Consider the following 16644-nt stretch of genomic DNA (forward strand, 5'->3'; position numbering starts at 1 on the left):
GGCCGAAGACGGATGGACTTGTTCATACAGACGATCATCAACGGTCTGATCCTGGGATCGGGCTATGCCCTGGTCGCGGTGGGCCTGACCGTGATTTTCGGGACGCTGCACATCGTCAACTTCGCCCATGGCGCGTTCTTCGCCCTGGGCGCCTATGCGGTGCTGCTGCTCCAGTATGCCGGGCTGCCTTACCTGATGGCGATTCCGCTGGCGGTCATGATCGTGGCCGCCATCGGCTTCCTGGTCGAGGTGACGATCGTGCGCCGCGCGCTCTATGACCGGGGCGAGCATGGGTCGATCATCATCACCTTCGCCTTGTCCCAGGCCATCGTGGCGGCGATCATCCTGATCGTCGGGCCCGACCCGCTGCCGGTCAGGTCGCCCTTCGGGCAGACCGCGATTTCCGTCTTCGGCTTCTTCCTTTCCGCGCAGCGCCTGTTCATCGCGGTGACGTCGATCGTCGTGCTCGCCGCCTTCGCGATGTGGCTGCGCCGTTCGGTGAAGGGCCAGCAGATCCTCGCCGTGTCGCAGAATGCGAGAGGCGCGCTCTATTCGGGCATCAACGTGCCTTTGATCCGCGGCCTGTCCTTCCTGCTCGGCGTGGCGGCGGCGGGGCTGGCCGGCGGGCTGATGGCGCCGCTGATCTCGGCATTCCCGACCATGGGCGACGCCAATGTCATCGTCGCCTTCACGGTCGTCATCCTCGGCGGCCTCGGCAGCATCGGCGGCGCCATGCTCGGCGCCCTCGTCATCGGCCTGGCCAACTCCCTTTTCGAGACCTACGTCTCGGTTTCCTGGACGCCTGCGCTCGGATGGATCCTCGTCATCCTCGTGCTGCTCTTCTGGCCGCAGGGCCTGATGGGCCGGGCTCAAATCAACAGGCACTAGTTCCATGACAACTTCTTCCTCGACGGCGCTGGAAGCGCGCGAAGCCGGCAGCGGCGTCCGCTGGGTTCCGGTGGGGCTGTTCGCGCTCGGCGCCGCGCTGATCCTGGCGGTCGGCCTCGGCCTCGACAGCCCCTTCCTGCTCAACCTTGCCGGCTACACCTGCGCCTTCGCCCTCTTCGCGCTCAGCGTCAACGTCATGCTCGGCGGCATCGGCGAGGTGCCGCTCGGCCACTGCATGTTCTTCGGCCTCGGCGCCTATGCGCCGGCCATCGCCATGCAGCATGCCGGCCTGCCCTACGAGGTCGGCATCCTCATCGGCATGGTGGTCTCCGCGCTGCTTGCCGTGGTGATCGGCTGGCTGACGCTGCGGCTGACGGGCGCCTATTTCTCGATCGTGTCGTGGGGCCTTTCGGGCGTGGCCATGGTGGCGGCGCTCAACCTCGACATCACCGGCGGCCCGCTCGGCATGTTCGGCTTCCAGCGGCTGGCTTTCGGGCCGTTCGACCTGACCGATCCGCGCACCTATCTCTTCGTCACGGCAAGCGTGCTTCTCTTGGTGCTGGTCTTCCTCGCCCATGTCCGCTCGTCGCGCTTCGGCAATGCGCTCGAAAGCATCCGCCAGGGCCGCCATCTGGCGCAGTCGCTCGGCATCAACGTGTTTCGCGAGCGGCTGAAGGCGCTGGTGCTGAGCGCGCCCATCGCCGCGCTGGGCGGCGCGCTCAGCCTGCCCTACACCCAGATCGTCACGCCCGAGGTGATGTCGGTGCTGCGCACCGTCGACGCCCTGCTCGCCGTGCTGATCGGCGGCACGGCGCTCCTGTTCGGGCCGGTCATCGGCGCGGTGATCTTCACCATCGTCCCGCAATTCATGGACCTCGACGCCAATGTCAGGGTGCTGGTGTTCTCGCTGCTCATCATCGTCGTGATGATGGTTGCGCCGGGCGGCCTGCACCAGCTGTTCAAGTCGGCGCGCGCCATGCTGGGCCGTGGAAGGGACAGGTCATGAGCGGGGCCATGAGCGGGGCGCAATACGCGGTCGAGGCCGCCGGCATCGAGAAGCGCTATGGCGGCGTGGTGGCGTTGCGGGGCGTGGACGTGCGCATCCGCGAGGGCGCGATCTACGGCCTGATCGGCCCGAACGGCGCCGGCAAGTCGACCATGTTCGACATATTGTGCGGCATCACCAAGCCGGACACGGGAACCGTCCGGGTGCTGGACATGGACGTGGCCGGCCTGCCGGCGCATCAGGTGGCGCGGCGCGGCGTCGGCCGCACCTTCCAGCGCACCGCCATGTTCGGCGAATCGACGGTCTACGAGAACCTGCTCTTCGCCAGCTATGGCAGCATGCGCCACAGCGTGGCAGCAAGGCTGCTGCGCCTGCCCGTCTGGCGCCAGGACATGGCCGCTTTCGCGGCGAAGGCGGACGAGGTGCTGGTGACCTGCGGCCTCGACGGGCTGCGCGACCAGCCGGCCTCGTCGCTCGCCTACGGCACCCAGCGGCGGCTCGCCGTCGCCATCATGCTGATGAACGAGCCGCGGGTGATCTTCCTCGACGAGCCGGTCGCCGGCATGAACGAGAACGAGACCGCATCCTTCATCGAGCTGATGCGAACCGTGGCGAAAGGGCGCACGATCGTCATCGTCGAGCACGACATGGCGGCAATCGGCGCGCTCTGCGACGAGGTGCTGGTCATGGTCGACGGCCGGCCGATCGTCAACGACACGCCGGCGCGCGCGCTCAAGCACCCCGAAGTCATAGCAGCCTATCTCGGAGCGGACGATGACGAGCCTGCATAGTCTTCTCACCGTATCCGGCCTCACCGCCGCCTATGGCCGCGTTGTCGCGCTGCGCGACGTGTCGCTCGACGTGGGCGAGGGCGAGATCGTCGCCATCCTCGGCGCCAACGGCGCCGGCAAGACGACGCTGCTCAACGCGATTTCGGGCGTGCTCGCGCCGCAGTCGGGAACGGTGACCTTCGCCGGCGGGCAGATCGCCGGGATGAAGCCGTGGGCGATCAGCCGCCTCGGCATGAGCCATGTGCCGGAAGGCCGCGAGATATTCCCCGGCCTCAGCGTCGAGGCCAATCTCGGATTGATCGATTTCGACGGCGGCGGGCCGAAATTCGCGCTGGAGGACGTCGTGGCGCTGTTCCCGCGGCTGGGCGAGCGCCTCCACCAGCTCGCCGGCAGCCTGTCCGGCGGCGAGCAGCAGATGCTGGCCATCGGGCGCGGCCTGATGGCCGCGCCGAAGCTGGTGCTGTTCGACGAGCCGTCGCTCGGCCTGTCGCCCATGCTTAGCAAGGCGGTGCTGGCGGCGATCCGCGGGCTGAAAGAGCGCGGCATCTCCGTGCTTCTGGTCGAGCAGAACATGCGCGCCGCGCTGAAGATCGCGGATCGCGGCTATGTCCTGCGCGTCGGCCGCATCACGGCCGAAGGCAGCGCCCGCGAGCTCGCCGAATCCCCCGACATCCAGCACGCCTATCTCGGGCTTTGACCTCGTCCGTCCAGCAGGGAGTTTTCCTCATGGCAGAAACCGAAAGCCAGTACCGGCTGCCCGAAGGCAGCTGCGATTGCCATTTCCACATCTATGGCCCGTTCGACCGCTTTCCCGCCGGCGACGAAGGCCGCTTCACGCCGTCGCGCGCCTTCACCATCGAGGACGCGTTCGCGCATTGGGGCAGGATGGGCGTCTCCCGCGGCGTCATCGTCCACGCCGTCGGCTCGGGCGAGGACAACGCCGTCACCTATGACGCGCTGCGCCGCTATCCCGAGCGCCTGCGCGCGACCGCCATCCTGCGCCCCGACGTCAGCGACCGCCGCCTCGACGAGTTGACCGAGGCCGGCTTCAGGGCCGTGCGGGTGACGATGATCCGCCAGGACGGCAAGCCGGTGTCGACGCTCGGCACCAGCTACGAGGATTTCAGGAGCCTCGCCCCCCGCATCGCCGAGCGCGGCTGGCACGCCCAGCTGTGGATCGAAAGCTCCGACCTCGTCGCCGCCGCGCCCGAGCTGGAGAAGTTTCCGCTCACCTATGTGATCGACCACATGTCGCGCACCATGGCCGACAAGGGCCACGAGCACCCCGACTTCCGGGCCTTCACCGAGCTGCTCAAGACCGGGCGCTACTGGACGAAGATTTCGGGCGCCGACCGCAACACGCGGCTGGGCCGCCCCTATGCCGACACCGCGCCCTACATGCGCGCCATCGTCGCGGCCGCGCCCGGCCAGGTGGTGTGGGGCAGCGACTGGCCGCATGTCGGCCACAGCGCCGAGACCATGCCGGCGATGCAGGACCTGCTTCGCCTGCTGCACGAATGCGTTCCGGACGAGGCCACCCGCCGCGCGATCCTCGTCGACAATCCGACGCGGCTCTACGGCTTCTGAACACATCGAGGATATTGTGAGCAACAAGGGCAGTCTGCCGCTGGCAGGTCTATTGGTACTCGATCTCGGCCAGGTCTATCAGGGGCCCTATGCCGGGTTCCTGATGGCGCAGGCCGGCGCCACCGTCATCAAGATCGAGCCGCCGCAAGGCGAGCCCGTGCGCCATCGCGCCCGCATCAGCAAGGGCAACGCCGTGCCCTTCGCCATGCTGAACGCCAACAAGCGCAACATCAGCCTGAACCTGAAGACACCGGAAGGCATCGACATCCTCAAGGCGCTGGCCGCGAAGGCGGACGTGGTGATCGAGAACTACGCGCCGGGCGTGCTCGACAGGCTGGGCGCCGGCTATGCCACGCTCAGCGCGACCAATCCGCGCCTGGTCTACGGCTCCGCAACCGGCTACGGCCTTTCCGGCCCGGACCGCGACAATCTGGCGATGGACCTCACCATCCAGGCCGTGTCGGGCATCATGAGCGTGACCGGCTTTCCCGACGGCCCGCCGCTCAAGGCCGGTCCCGCCATCACCGATTTCATCAGCGGCACCCATCTTTACGCCGGCATCCTCACCGCGCTCTACGACCGCGAAAGGACGGGCCTCGGCCGGCTGGTGGAGATCGCGATGGTCGAGACCGTCTATCCGGCCATGGCCTCCAACCTCGCCGACGTCTTCAACAGCAAGGCGGCCGCCCCGCGCACCGGCAACCGCCATGGCGGCCTCGCCGAAGCGCCCTACAACGTCTATCCGGCGGTCGACGGCTACGTCGCCATCATCAGCCTCAACGAATCGCACTGGACCGGGCTGACGCGGGCCATGGGAAAGCCGGAGCTTGCCGAGGACCCGCGCTTCACGACCGTGCTGGACCGCTTGAGGAACATCGACCTGACCGACCAGCTCGTCGGCGACTGGTCCTCGCGGCTCACCCGCGCCGAGATCACGGACGCCTGCCGCATGCACAAGGTGCCGTGCGCGCCGGTGCGCGACCTTCTCGAGGTGACGCAGGACCGCCACATGCACGCCCGCGGCATGCTGCGCCAGATCGACCATCCCGAATATGGCGGCATCCTCGTCCACCGCAGCCCGCTGCTGCTGCACGAGGCGGCGACGCCCGACTATGTGGCTTCGGCGCGGCTTGGCGAGCACAATGCCGAGATTCTCGCCGAATATCTCGGCTTCTCCGAAGGCGAGGTCGGCCGGCTGCGCGAAATCGGCGCCATCGCGCAGGCGCAATAAGCGGGGGTTCGCCATGGAAACGGATGACATCGCGCTCGCCTCGGCCCGCCGTCTGTTCGGCGACCTCGCCGACATCCAGACCATCCTGGCGGCGGCGGACGATAGCTGGAAGGAACGTCTGTGGGCGGGGATCGAGGAGACCGGCCTCAACATCGCCGCCCTGCCGGAAGAGCGGGGCGGGGCCGGGTTCGGCATCGGCCAAAGCCTCGCTTTGTTGCGCATCGCCGGCAACATGGCGCTGTCCGCGCCGCTGGCGGAGACCGTCCTTGCCGGCTGGATGCTCGGCGCGGCCGGGCTCGACATGCCGGCCGGCCGAATCGCCTTCGCGCCGGCCTCTTTCTGCGACGAGATCGCGCTTGCGCCCGACGGCACGCTCACGGGGCGGATCGCGCGGCTTCCCTTCGCCGGAGAGTGCGCGCATGCAGCGATGCTGGCCAAGGGACCGGCAGAGGGGCAGGTCGAGGGGCAGGCCGGCCTTCACGTCGCCCTCGTCGCGCTCGACGGCGCGGAAGTCGAAATGCGGCAGAACCTCGCCTATGAAGCGATCGGCCGTGTCGCCTTCGTGGCCACGCCAGTGCTGGCGCACGCGCCGGCGCCGCGCGGCTTCACGGCGCAGACCGCGCTCCTGATGGGGGCGGCGGCGCGCTCGATGCAGATCGCCGGCGCGCTGGAACGGATGCTCTTGATCACCGCCGGCTATGTGACCGAGCGGCGCGCCTTCGAGCGCACCATCTCGAAGTTCCAGGCCGTGCAGCATAGCGTCGCCCAGCTTGCCGGCGAGGCGGCCGTGGCGCTGAGCGCGGCCGCCTCTGCCGCCGAGGCGCTCGAAAGCCTGCTCGGCGAGGGGCGCGGCTTCGACGATGCCGAGCTGGTGCTGGAAATCGCCTCGGCCAAGATTCGTGCCGCTTCCGCCGCCCGCAAGGGCGCGGCCATCGCCCACCAGCTTCACGGCGCGATCGGGGTGACGAGCGAGCACATCCTCCACCGCCTGACGTTGCGGGCGCTTGCCTGGCGCGACGATTACGGCAACGAAAGCGAATGGTCGTTGCTGCTCGGCCAGCTCGTATGCCGGCGCGGCGCAGGAGAACTGTGGCCGCTGCTCGCCAGCCGATAGGAAGTCGACGAAAAGACATGCAGACCGCCCTCGAATTCCAGCCCCTGCGCCTGCCGGCCCATGTCCAGCGCCTGCGCGACGAGGTTCGCGCCTTCATCCGCTCCGAGATCGACGCCGGCACGTTCGATCCTGACCGGCCGGAGGAAGACTGGGAGGTGCACAAGGCCTTCGCCCGCAAGGTCGGTGCGCGCGGCTGGATCGGTATGACATGGCCGCGCCGCTATGGCGGGCAGGAGCGCAGCTTCCTCGACCGCTACGTCGTCAACGAGGAGATGCTGGTCCACAACGCGCCGAACACCGTCTATTTCACCGCCGACCGCCAGTCCGGCCCGACGCTGATCAAATACGCCTCCGAGCGCATCAAGGCGGAAGTGCTGCCGAAAATCATCGCCGGCGAGGCCTGCTTCTGCATCGGCATGTCGGAACCCGACAGCGGCTCCGACCTGTTCGCGGCCAAGTGCCGAGCAACCCGCGTCGACGGCGGCTGGAAGATCAACGGCTCCAAGATATGGACGACCAACGCCCATCGCGCCGACTACATGATCGGCCTGTTCCGCACCAGCCCGCCCACGGTCGAGAACCGCCGCCACGGCCTGACCTCGTTCCTCGTCGACATGAAGGCGCCGGGCATCAGCTGCAACATCATCGACCAGATGAGCGGCATCCGCGACTTCAACGAGGTCGTATTCGACGACGTCTTCCTGCCCGACGACCAACTCATCGGCGAGGTCGACGGCGCCTGGAAGCAGGCGACGACCGAACTCGCCTATGAGCGCAGCGGCCCCGAGCGCTTCCTCGAAACCTATGCGGCGCTGCGCAAACTGGTCGCCATGGCCGCCGCCGAGCCGGACCCGCGCCTAGCCGGGGAGATCGGTCGCCTCGTCGCCGAGCTTCACGCGCTGCGCCGCATGTCAGTGTCGGTCGCCGGCATGCTGGAGGCCGGACGCGAGCCGGTCTCCGAGGCGGCCATCGTCAAGGATCTCGGCACGCTGTGGGAGCAGGACCTGCCGCAACGCGTGCGCGAGGCCGCCGCCTTCCTGCCCGTCGACGCGGAAGGCCATGACCGCTTCGCGGACATACTCGACTTCAACCTGCGCATCGCGCCCAAGCTCACGATCCAGGGCGGCACGACCGAGATATTGCGCGGCGTCATCGCCCGCGGCCTCGGCCTGCGCTGACCCTTCAAGGAGGCTTTCATGTCCGATCTTCTTCTGTCCCGCGACGGCCATGTGCAGATCGCCGAGATCAACCGCCCGCCGCACAATTATTTCGACCGCAAGCTGATCGCGCTGATCGCCGACGCGCTGGAGGGCGCCGACGCCGATGACGGCATCCGCGCCACGCTTCTGTGCGCCAACGGCAAGTCGTTCTGCGCCGGGGCCGACTTCGCCGGCAACCAGCCCGAGACACCGGAAGAGCGCCGCGCCGACACCCGCGCGCTCTACAATGAGGGCCTGCGCATCTTCCGCTGCGCCAAGCCGGTGGTTGCGGCGGTGCAGGGCCACGCCATCGGCGGCGGGCTGGGCGTAGCGCTCTCGGCCGATTTCCGCGTCGCGAGCCCGCAGACGAGCTTTTCCGCCAACTTCACCCGGATCGGCTTTCATCCCGGCTTCGGCCTCACCGTCACCCTGCCGGAGCTGGTGGGCGCCAACAACGCCGCGCTGATGTTCCTCACCGGCCGAAGGGTCAAGGGCGAGGAAGCCTATCGCATCGGCCTGTGCGACGTGCTGGCTTCGGAGGAGACGCTGTGCGAGGAGGCGATGAAGCTTGCCGTCGAGATCGCGGAAAGCTCGCCGCTCGGCGTGAAATCGACGCGCCAGACCCTGCGCCTCGGCCTGGTTGAGCGGATCGAGGAGCGCCTGAACCGCGAGCTTGACGAGCAGTCCTGGCTTCGCGAGACGCAAGACTTCGCCGAGGGCGTGCGCGCCAATGCCGAGCGCCGCCCGGCCGAATTCAAATCCCGTTGAGGAGAACAGCACCGATGGTCAAACTGTTTGAGAAAGCCATCTTCCGCGGCGTTGAACTCAGGAACCGCATCGTCATCTCGCCGATGGGCATGTATTCGGCCGAGAACGGCTACGTGACGCCGTTCCATCTGGTCCACTACGGCAAGTTCGCCATGGGCGGCGCCGGCCTCGTCTTCGTCGAGCAGACCTCGGTCACCCGCAAGGGGCGGATCACCAATGGCGATCCCGGCCTGTGGGAAGACGGCCAGATCGACGGCATGCGCCAGATCGCCCATGTCATCAAGGCGCAGGGCGCCAGGGCGGCGATCCAGATCAACCATGGCGGCCGCAAGTCGGGCCAGCAGCGCGCCTTCCGGGGCAACGGGCCGCTGACCGATCGCGACATCGAGATGGGTGAGGAGGTGTGGGACCCGGTCGGCCCGTCCGACGTCGCCTTCTCCGACGGGTTCCGGACGCCCCGGCCGCTCAGCCATGACGGGCTTGTCGGCGTGCGTGACGCCTTCGTCGCGACGGCGCGGCGCGCGGTTCTCGCCGGCTTCGACGTCATCGAGCTGCACATGGCGCATGGCTATCTGCTGCAATCCTTCCTGTCGCCGCTCGCGAATTTCCGCACCGACGACTATGGCGGCAGCCTTGAGAGCCGCATGCGTTTTCCGCTCGAGGTGACGCGGGCCGTGAGGGCGGCGATCCCGTCCTCGACGCCGCTCTTCGTGCGCATCTCCGCCACCGACTGGATCGACGGCGGCTGGGAGATCGAGGACAGCGTCGTCTTCGCCCGCAGGCTGAAGGAACTCGGGGTCGATCTCGTCGATTGCTCCACCGGCGGCAATCTGCGCGCCGGCTCGACCAACGCCAATCTGGCGCGCGGACCGGGCTATCAGGTGCCGTTCGCCGAGCAGGTCCGGCGCGAGGCGGAGATCGCCACTGGCGCCGTCGGCATGATCCGCAGCTTCGACTTCGCCGAGCGGATTCTTCAGGACGGTCGCGCCGACCTGATCTTCCTTGCCCGGCAGATGCTGTTCAACCCGTTCTGGGCCCACCATGCGGCCGAGCATTTCGGCCTGACCGGGAAATTCGAGGACTGGCCGGAGCAATATGGCTGGTGGCTGACCAAGTGGCACGGGGCGCTGCACGCCAGCGGTGAAAGTCCGCTCGACGAAGGCCGGTTGCGCGACGCCGCCGAATGACGGCATTGTCGGGCGGCACGGGATGTCCGACGCGCCGGCGGCATGAGGAGAATTGCAAGACCCCCCTCACTTTCAACACCACCTCGTCCGTCATCTTGGAGACCGGCGCGGCACGACGGATGGGCGGTCTCGTCGGCCGAAGGCTCGGCGCCTCGGTGCTCTTCGTCACCGATCCCGGATTGCGCAAGCTCGGCCTGTGCGACGCCGCGATCGCCTCGCTAGAAGCCGAAGGAATCTCCGTCGCGGTCTTTTCCGAGGTCGAGGCCGACCCGTCGCGGGCGACGCTGATGAAGGCGGTCGAGGCCGGCAAGGCGGCGAGGGCGACCAGCGTCGTCGGCTTCGGCGGCGGGTCCTCGTTGGACGTCGCCAAGCTTGCGGCGCTCTTGCTTGGCTCAAGCGAGGATCTGGACGAAGCTTGGGGCGTCGGACAGGCGAAGGGACCGCGCCTGCCGCTGGCGCTGGTTCCGACCACCGCCGGCACCGGTTCGGAGGTCACCCCGGTCTCGATCATCACTGTGGGCGAGGAGGAAAAGCGCGGCGTGTCTTCGGCGATCATCCTGCCAGACGTGGCGGTGCTCGACGCCGAACTGACGCTGGGCCTGCCGGCAGCGATCACGGCGGCCACCGGCATCGACGCGATGGTTCACGCCATCGAAGCCTACGCCTCGAAAAACGCTAACAACAACCTGCTGTCGCGGATGCTGGCGAAGCAGGCGCTGCAACTTCTGGGCGGGAATATCGAGACGGTCATCGCCGACGGAAGCAATCTGGAGGCGAGGGGGGCGATGCTGCTCGGCTCGATGCTGGCCGGGCAGGCCTTCGCCAACTCGCCCGTGGCCGCCGTGCACGCGCTCGCCTATCCGATCGGCGGCACGTTCCACATTCCGCACGGGCTGTCCAACGCGCTGGTGCTGCCGCATGTCCTGCGCTTCAACGCGCCGGACGCGGCGCATCTCTACGCGGAGATCGCCGCCGACGCCTTCCCGCACCTGGCGAATGAGGAAAGCGTGCAGGGCCGTTGCGCGGCCTTCATCGAGGAACTTGCGGCGCTGGCGCAGCGTGTCGGGCTCCAGCCGCGTCTGCGCGATGTCGGCATTCCGGAAGATGCGCTGGCGAAGATGGCGGCCGACGCGATGAAGCAGCAGCGTCTTCTGGTCAACAACCCGCGCGACGTGTCGGAACAAGACGCATTCGCGATCTATCGGGCGGCCTGGTGATGGTGGGACGATCTCTCCGCCGTCAGCTGGTCAACTCGTAGCGCAGTTCGTAACGCGTCGCGTTCGACGCAATGGGCTCGCCGCAGTGGTCACAGACAACGAGTGCATGGAAGTCGCAATCGCATGTGCGATGGCGTACGCGCTGCGGGACCTTGCCGTCGGATAGCCATGTGTCTCCCCATCGCATCATCGCGAGCATCGGCCGGAAAAGATCGCGTCCCATTTCGGTGAAGCGATATTCGCTGAAACCGCCGGGTGTACGTTCCTTGCGCAGAACGCCGGTATCGACCAGTCGTGCAAGCCGTTCCGCCAGGATATTGCTGGAAATCCCCAGCCTCTCGCTCAACTCGTCGAAGCGCCTGACCCCAAGAAAGCCTTCCCGAATGACGAGGAAACTCCAGCGGTCCCCGATGATCTCGAGCGTCCGGCCAACGGATGACGGCCGAATCTGTTCGAGAAGGGCGTCGGGGGAGCGGCGGTTCGTGGGCCGGTTCTCGTTCTGGGAGAAGCCAGCGCCCGGCCCCTCGCGCTGAGAGACGTCGCGCGCGTCGATCGGCTCCCGGCACACGCTGCAAACCGTCGTCGGGTGGCACTCATGGTTGCAATTGTGGTGATAGAGCACCATCGGGGTCGGAGACCCGTCCGTCAGCCATTTATCGCCGAACTCGATCATCGACAGCATGACCGGGAAAAGGTCTTTGCCGCGCTCGGTGAATCTGTACTGGTTGCCCCGACCGTCGGGCTTGGCGACGGTGCGGAATATTTCGTTCTCCACGAGGCGTTTCAGCCGGGCGGACAAGGTCTGGCGAGGAACCCCGAGCCTTTGCTGAAACCGCTCGAACTCTCGAATGCCGAAGAAGGCTTCGCGGATGATAAGAAATGTCCAACGGTCGAGGATGATCTCGACCGTGCGCCGGATAGAGCAATTCCGGTCATGGCGCGTGGAGCGATCGGGGTTATCGCCGGCGGCTATGACTTCCTGCCCGGAGTGCTGCGTGGGCTCCTCCCCGTCTTCATGCAAGGCCTGCCCCTTTGGCTTCCATTGCATCGATTTGTGAAGGCTCATGAAGGGATATCCCACGAGTTGCATGCTGCGGGCGGCCTGCGCCTGATCGGCCGATGGTACCGCAGCGCCATCATTGACTTGCATTATAAGACTAAATACATGAAACTGGTCCGATTGTCAGCATGCCGGAAAAGGGTGGCGATCGCTATCCCCGATCCGGCGCTCGCTGTGGCTGGCGGTGTGGGCTGTACGAGGCAAAGATGCCGGCAAGGATCTCGGCATGAGAAATCCAGATGGACGCTGGGAGAAGTTCGATGACTATGTTCTCGACTTCGCGCTCGACCGGATGCGCCACAATGAACAGGTTGCACTCGTGACGCTGGCGAATATCGAGGGAACGGCGCCGCGACCCCGAGGCGCCCAAATGGCGATCTCACAGACGGGAGAATGGGTCGGCTACCTTTCCGGTGGATGCATAGAACGCGCGGTCGTCGCCGAAGCGCTGGCTGCTCTGGACGAAGGCAAGTCCCGCTATGTCCGCTACGGCCGTGGATCGAAATATCTGGATATCCAGCTTCCATGCGGCAGCGCCATTGACCTCCACTTCGACGTCGACATTGATAAAGCCGATCTCGCCACAGCCCAATCCCGGCTTGAAGAGCGCAATCCGGCGTCATTGCAGATAGGCAATAGTTCGACTTCGCCTGACATGCCTTTCATTCGCCATTATCGACCCCGCCGCCGTCTGATCGTCGTCGGTATCGGACCTGGGGCCGTTCAACTGGCGAAACTGGCGCGTAGCGCGGGCTTCGCAACTCTGCTTCAATCGCCGGACGAGCTTACCCGTTCCGCGGTGAGTGAATATGGAATCGAGACGATTGCGATCGCGCCGGGGAGAAACACTCCAGCCCTGACGGCGGATGCATGGACGGCAATCGTCTTCATGTTCCACGACCATGAATGGGAGCGGGAACTCATCCCTGCGGCCATTCGGACAGATGCGTTCTATATTGGTGCGATGGGAAGTCGGCGCGCCCATCTGCAACGGCTTGAAATGCTCAAATCGCTCGGCATGGACGATGCCAGCCTCGCGCGCATAAGAGGTCCGGCCGGCCTATTCGCGGGCGCGAAATCCGCCCCGGATGTGGCCATCTCGATCTTGGCCGAGATCGTCCAGGTCGACAACGCGCAATGCACCCCGTTGATCGAAGACACCGGCACTTAGGGCACGGACGCAGGCGCTGCTTCGGCACCGCTCGTCTGTCGACCCGCTGACACGACGGTCAGGCGCATACAACACACGCTTTTACTCCAAAGGAAAACCGCTGGTGCCCTCTGTGTCAGCGGAGCATGCGTCCGCTGCCGGCTGTCCTTGTGAGCGTCGGTTCCATGGCACACGGGGGGCCAAGGCGGCCATCGCGGATTTGCTTTTCTGTCGAACAAGGAGAGCAACCCTAAAAGCCGAGGTAAGCCTTCTTCAATTCCGAACTATCGAGCAGGTCCTCGGAGCTTCCAGACAGAGCTATAAGTCCCCGCTCCACAACGTAGGCGCGCTGGGCAATCGAAACGCTCCGATACACGTTCTGTTCAACCAGGAGAATCGACAACCCCGTCTCCATCAGGCGGCCGATCAGCTCGAACAACTCGTCGGTGAGCTTTGGGGAAAGCCCCAGGGATGGTTCGTCAAGGATCAAAAGCCGCGGATCGGACATCATTCCACGCCCAATCGCCAGCATTTGCTGCTCGCCACCGCTCAAGGACCCCGCCGCTTGACGCTGCCGTTCATCAAGACGAGGAAATGTCGCGAATACCTTTTCCAATGTCAGCGCCCGTTGAGCACGGCCTCGCCGGTACGATCCCAACAGCAAGTTATCCAGAACGGTCAAGTTGGGAAAAATCCGACGCCCCTCGGGAACATGAACGAGGCCAAGCGAGACAATATCGGCGTGATCCCAATTGGTAATATTACGGCCTTCGAACCAGACTTCGCCCGCTCGCGCGGGTACGAGGCCCGAAATAACCCTGTTCAGCGTGGTCTTGCCAACGCCATTCGCGCCAAGCACGGCAACCGCTTCGCCCTGTCCCACGAAAAGGTCGATTCCGTGCAAAACCGAGAAATCGCCGTATCCTGCTTGCACCCCTTTGATCTCAAGCATGTCTGATCCGCTTTGAGGCGCCCTGACCCAGATACGATTCGATAACCTTGGGGTTGTTCGCGATTTCTCGCGGCGTACCGCGTGCTATCAATCGGCCTTCTGCAAGGACATATGTATCTTCAGCCAACTCTGCCACGGCTTGCATGACATGCTCTATCAGCACAATTGTGATGCCGGTGTCTCTTACAGTCTTCACCATTCGCACTGTTTCGTTGATTTCTGTTGGATTGAGCCCGGCCATTACCTCATCCAAAAGAATGAGCTGCGGATCAGTTGCCAGAACGCGGGCAACCTCGAGCCGTTTCCGCGCAGCCACCGTTAGCCCGGCGGCAGGCGTGTCGAGCAACCGATCCAGGCCCAGTCTGGTGCCGACCTCGCGAGCCTTGATCTCGGCAAGCCGGCGGTTTCGTTCCCGCATGAACGCTCCCACCTGAATATTCTCGACGACCGACAGGCCAGCGAAAGGTTGTGTGATCTGAAATGTTCTGACCATTCCTATCCGCGCGATCTCCTCCGGCGTTTTACCGGTGATGCTCTCGCCGCAAAAAGCGACGGAACCGCTGTCGGGCTTCAGGAATCCCGCGATCATCGCGAATGTAGTCGTCTTTCCCGCGCCATTTGGACCAAGTAGAGCGGTTATCGTTCCTTGGAGGGCACGCATGCTTACCGAGTCGACTGCAACCAACCCTGAAAATCTCTTCGATATCTCTTTAACATCAAGCACGGCGCTTCCTCACGATCCCGCGCGGCATGAACGCGATGATGAGCAGTAGAACCACACCGTAGGATGCGGGAGCTATGCCGGGTATGTTCGTTAGGTCCTTGATTACTTCTCCCAATAGATGAAGCATCACTCCACCCACGATGGGTCCGAGCACGGTACCGGCGCCACCAACCAGCGCCATGAGCATCATCTCGACGCTGCGCCCAACGCCGAAAGCAATCGTCGGATCGATATATAGAAAGACTTGCGTATAGATAACTCCAGTTAGTGCTGTTATCGCGCCAGAAATTGCCAGCGCGGAAGCTCGAACTTGAACAATATTTATTCCGAGCGCGCGCGCAGCATCGGTGTTCTCCCGTGTGGCAATAAGCTGGGCACCGAACCGACTCCGTTCGATCCAGATCGATACCGACGTAGCAATAGCAACCACAATCAGGGCGATTCCATAGTAAATACGCTTGTCACTAAACTGAAAGTTGCTTAATTCCATTTGGAGCGGAATCGGAATGCCTAGGCCGCCGCGTGTGAAATCAACGCTGTTTGCGATGATACGGAGTGCCTCGGCAAATGCGAGTGTCACAAGCGCAAAGTAGCTTCCTCGCAATCCCGCCCGACAAGTACACCATCCGACGACATAACCCGTCAGCGCGCCAATGAGCGCTCCCAACGGGATCCCGACCCAAGGATTAATGCCATAGCGTGTCTGCAGGATCGCGACCGTATATGCCCCCGTCCCGAAGAATGCGACATGACCGAAACTTGTGAGACCGCTATACCCGCCTGCGATATTCCATGCTTGGCTGGTCGCAACGCCCAGGGCGGTCAGCAGGGCCATATTCGCGACGAACTGAGACTGGAAGAAGAATGGCGCAACAGCCAGAATACAGAGGACGACGACGACAATCCTGTTCATCACGCTCTCCCAAACAGTCCGGTGGGCCGCAGCAGTAATGTCGCTACAAAAACAATTGGAATGAGCACCGGACCCAAACTCTCGCCTAGGAAAAGCCCTCCCAAGGATTCTGCTACGCCTACGATCAGGGCGCCAAGAACTGCGCCTATAAAGCTTCCCATGCCGCCAAGAACTACGATCGTGAAGGCAACAAGAACGAACACTCCGCCTACGTGGGGACTCACATAGTACATCGGCAAAAGTAGACAGGCGGCGGCGCCAAGGCAGGCTGTGCCCAGTCCGAAGGCAAAGGCGAATATCCGTGAAGGACGGATCCCTACCAGTCTGGCGCCCTCTGGCTCCTTCGCGACCGCACGGATTGCGCGACCGGTTTCGGTAAAGGTCATGAACGCCCACAGCAGTCCGCCCAATGCGAGCGAGACCCCGAAAGCTGCGAGTTTTGTCACGGATAGAAGCAGGCTTCCTACTTCTATCATCGCAAAGGAGTATGGTGTCTCTATCGTCTGGGTGTTCCCCGAGAACAGAGCAAGTGCTCCGTTCTCAAGGACAATAGAAAGGCCGAGGGTTGCAAGGAGAAGCATCTGGTCTTCTCCACGTGAAACAGGACCGATAAGCCCCACATAGAGCAGCCAGCCGAGGGCGAACATCCCCGCAGTAAGCGCCGGCAGCGCGACATACGGGTCAATCCCGGCACGTGTCGCGATCAACCAGGCAGCGAACATCGCTACCATCAGGAGCGCGCCGTGCGCGAAATTCACGACGTGAAGCACCCCATAGATTAGCGTGAGGCCCAATGCGACGAGTGCATATACGCCACCTACAAGCACGCCGTTAATCACGGCGGAGATTATCATCAG

17 protein-coding genes are annotated in these 16644 nt (G+C 64.6%); 12 read left to right on the forward strand and 5 right to left on the reverse strand.

The features are described 5' to 3' along the window. Positions 1–12 precede the first annotated feature (12 nt). The 11 genes from B9Z03_RS02800 to B9Z03_RS02850 are packed head-to-tail and all read left to right on the forward strand — an operon-like array spanning position 13 to position 10988. On the forward strand, positions 13–888 hold the full coding sequence (locus B9Z03_RS02800; RefSeq protein WP_085462789.1) for a branched-chain amino acid ABC transporter permease: 876 nt from the start codon (positions 13–15) through the stop codon (positions 886–888). Positions 889–892: 4 nt separating this feature from the next. Beyond that, positions 893–1894: a branched-chain amino acid ABC transporter permease gene (locus tag B9Z03_RS02805; protein ID WP_085462790.1), complete on the forward strand. Its 1002-nt coding sequence runs from the start codon at positions 893–895 to the stop codon at positions 1892–1894. A gap of 8 nt (positions 1895–1902) precedes the next feature. Continuing rightward, positions 1903–2685: an ABC transporter ATP-binding protein gene (locus B9Z03_RS02810; protein ID WP_085467465.1), complete on the forward strand. Its 783-nt coding sequence runs from the start codon at positions 1903–1905 to the stop codon at positions 2683–2685. Next, a complete protein-coding gene (locus B9Z03_RS02815) occupies positions 2669–3382 on the forward strand; it encodes an ABC transporter ATP-binding protein (protein WP_085462791.1) in 714 nt (237 codons plus the stop codon). The genes B9Z03_RS02810 and B9Z03_RS02815 overlap by 17 nt, the downstream gene beginning before the upstream one ends. Before the next feature lie 29 nt (positions 3383–3411). Next, positions 3412–4272 (forward strand): amidohydrolase family protein, encoded by an 861-nt coding sequence (locus B9Z03_RS02820; protein ID WP_085462792.1) that lies wholly within the window; start codon positions 3412–3414, stop codon positions 4270–4272. Positions 4273–4288: 16 nt separating this feature from the next. Then, the gene (locus B9Z03_RS02825) at positions 4289–5503 is read left to right on the forward strand and encodes a CaiB/BaiF CoA transferase family protein (protein ID WP_085462793.1); all 1215 of its coding nucleotides are present in this window, start codon (positions 4289–4291) and stop codon (positions 5501–5503) included. Positions 5504–5516: 13 nt separating this feature from the next. Continuing rightward, positions 5517–6617 (forward strand): acyl-CoA dehydrogenase, encoded by a 1101-nt coding sequence (locus tag B9Z03_RS02830; RefSeq protein ID WP_085462794.1) that lies wholly within the window; start codon positions 5517–5519, stop codon positions 6615–6617. Positions 6618–6634: 17 nt separating this feature from the next. Beyond that, complete coding sequence (locus B9Z03_RS02835) at positions 6635–7795, forward strand: acyl-CoA dehydrogenase family protein (protein ID WP_085462795.1); 1161 nt, start codon at positions 6635–6637, stop codon at positions 7793–7795. Positions 7796–7813: 18 nt separating this feature from the next. Further along, positions 7814–8584, forward strand: coding sequence for an enoyl-CoA hydratase/isomerase family protein (locus tag B9Z03_RS02840; protein ID WP_085462796.1), 771 nt, complete (start codon positions 7814–7816; stop codon positions 8582–8584). A 14-nt stretch (positions 8585–8598) separates the two neighbouring features. Continuing rightward, entirely contained in the window at positions 8599–9771 is a 1173-nt protein-coding gene (locus tag B9Z03_RS02845) for an NADH:flavin oxidoreductase/NADH oxidase (RefSeq protein ID WP_085462797.1), read from the forward strand. After that, the gene (locus tag B9Z03_RS02850) at positions 9768–10988 is read left to right on the forward strand and encodes an iron-containing alcohol dehydrogenase (RefSeq protein WP_085462798.1); all 1221 of its coding nucleotides are present in this window, start codon (positions 9768–9770) and stop codon (positions 10986–10988) included. The genes B9Z03_RS02845 and B9Z03_RS02850 overlap by 4 nt, the downstream gene beginning before the upstream one ends. A 22-nt stretch (positions 10989–11010) precedes the next feature. Here the strand turns inward: B9Z03_RS02850 and B9Z03_RS02855 are convergent, their stop codons facing one another. Beyond that, positions 11011–12054, reverse strand: a complete 1044-nt coding sequence (locus tag B9Z03_RS02855) for a winged helix-turn-helix transcriptional regulator (protein WP_244561638.1) — start codon at positions 12052–12054, stop codon at positions 11011–11013. Between the two features lie 220 nt (positions 12055–12274). Here B9Z03_RS02855 and B9Z03_RS02860 point away from each other — a divergent pair, with 220 nt between their 5' ends. After that, positions 12275–13219: an XdhC family protein gene (locus tag B9Z03_RS02860; RefSeq protein ID WP_085462799.1), complete on the forward strand. Its 945-nt coding sequence runs from the start codon at positions 12275–12277 to the stop codon at positions 13217–13219. Positions 13220–13448: 229 nt separating this feature from the next. On the opposite strand, the gene B9Z03_RS02865 is transcribed toward B9Z03_RS02860, so the two are convergent. Genes B9Z03_RS02865 through B9Z03_RS02880 form a run of 4 tightly spaced genes read right to left on the reverse strand, consistent with a single transcriptional unit; the run spans position 13449 to position 16641 of the window. After that, the gene (locus B9Z03_RS02865; RefSeq protein ID WP_085462800.1) at positions 13449–14150 is read right to left on the reverse strand and encodes an ABC transporter ATP-binding protein; all 702 of its coding nucleotides are present in this window, start codon (positions 14148–14150) and stop codon (positions 13449–13451) included. Further along, positions 14143–14874 (reverse strand): ABC transporter ATP-binding protein, encoded by a 732-nt coding sequence (locus B9Z03_RS02870; RefSeq protein ID WP_085462801.1) that lies wholly within the window; start codon positions 14872–14874, stop codon positions 14143–14145. The genes B9Z03_RS02865 and B9Z03_RS02870 overlap by 8 nt, the downstream gene beginning before the upstream one ends. Next, entirely contained in the window at positions 14867–15787 is a 921-nt protein-coding gene (locus tag B9Z03_RS02875) for a branched-chain amino acid ABC transporter permease (RefSeq protein WP_085462802.1), read from the reverse strand. Before B9Z03_RS02875 ends, B9Z03_RS02870 begins: the two co-directional genes overlap by 8 nt. Then, positions 15787–16641, reverse strand: coding sequence for a branched-chain amino acid ABC transporter permease (locus B9Z03_RS02880; RefSeq protein ID WP_085467467.1), 855 nt, complete (start codon positions 16639–16641; stop codon positions 15787–15789). The genes B9Z03_RS02875 and B9Z03_RS02880 overlap by 1 nt, the downstream gene beginning before the upstream one ends. Positions 16642–16644: the final 3 nt, after the last annotated feature.

It is taken from the genome of Mesorhizobium australicum, from assembly GCF_900177325.1.
Taxonomy (GTDB): Bacteria; Pseudomonadota; Alphaproteobacteria; order Rhizobiales; family Rhizobiaceae; genus Mesorhizobium_A; species Mesorhizobium_A australicum_A.

Bases quoted from the DNA above. Each gene is read 5' to 3' on its own strand.
- B9Z03_RS02810 (WP_085467465.1), top strand. From the start codon at position 1,903: ATGAGCGGGGCGCAATACGCGGTCGAGGCCGCCGGCATCGAGAAGCGC.
- B9Z03_RS02805 (WP_085462790.1), top strand. From the start codon at position 893: ATGACAACTTCTTCCTCGACGGCGCTGGAAGCGCGCGAAGCCGGCAGC.
- B9Z03_RS02850 (WP_085462798.1), top strand. From the start codon at position 9,768: ATGACGGCATTGTCGGGCGGCACGGGATGTCCGACGCGCCGGCGGCAT.
- B9Z03_RS02880 (WP_085467467.1), bottom strand. From the start codon at position 16,641: ATGATAATCTCCGCCGTGATTAACGGCGTGCTTGTAGGTGGCGTATAT.
- B9Z03_RS02875 (WP_085462802.1), bottom strand. From the start codon at position 15,787: ATGAACAGGATTGTCGTCGTCGTCCTCTGTATTCTGGCTGTTGCGCCA.
- B9Z03_RS02855 (WP_244561638.1), bottom strand. From the start codon at position 12,054: ATGAGCCTTCACAAATCGATGCAATGGAAGCCAAAGGGGCAGGCCTTG.
- B9Z03_RS02800 (WP_085462789.1), top strand. From the start codon at position 13: ATGGACTTGTTCATACAGACGATCATCAACGGTCTGATCCTGGGATCG.
- B9Z03_RS02845 (WP_085462797.1), top strand. From the start codon at position 8,599: ATGGTCAAACTGTTTGAGAAAGCCATCTTCCGCGGCGTTGAACTCAGG.
- B9Z03_RS02860 (WP_085462799.1), top strand. From the start codon at position 12,275: ATGAGAAATCCAGATGGACGCTGGGAGAAGTTCGATGACTATGTTCTC.
- B9Z03_RS02830 (WP_085462794.1), top strand. From the start codon at position 5,517: ATGGAAACGGATGACATCGCGCTCGCCTCGGCCCGCCGTCTGTTCGGC.
- B9Z03_RS02820 (WP_085462792.1), top strand. From the start codon at position 3,412: ATGGCAGAAACCGAAAGCCAGTACCGGCTGCCCGAAGGCAGCTGCGAT.
- B9Z03_RS02865 (WP_085462800.1), bottom strand. From the start codon at position 14,150: ATGCTTGAGATCAAAGGGGTGCAAGCAGGATACGGCGATTTCTCGGTT.
- B9Z03_RS02815 (WP_085462791.1), top strand. From the start codon at position 2,669: ATGACGAGCCTGCATAGTCTTCTCACCGTATCCGGCCTCACCGCCGCC.
- B9Z03_RS02840 (WP_085462796.1), top strand. From the start codon at position 7,814: ATGTCCGATCTTCTTCTGTCCCGCGACGGCCATGTGCAGATCGCCGAG.
- B9Z03_RS02835 (WP_085462795.1), top strand. From the start codon at position 6,635: ATGCAGACCGCCCTCGAATTCCAGCCCCTGCGCCTGCCGGCCCATGTC.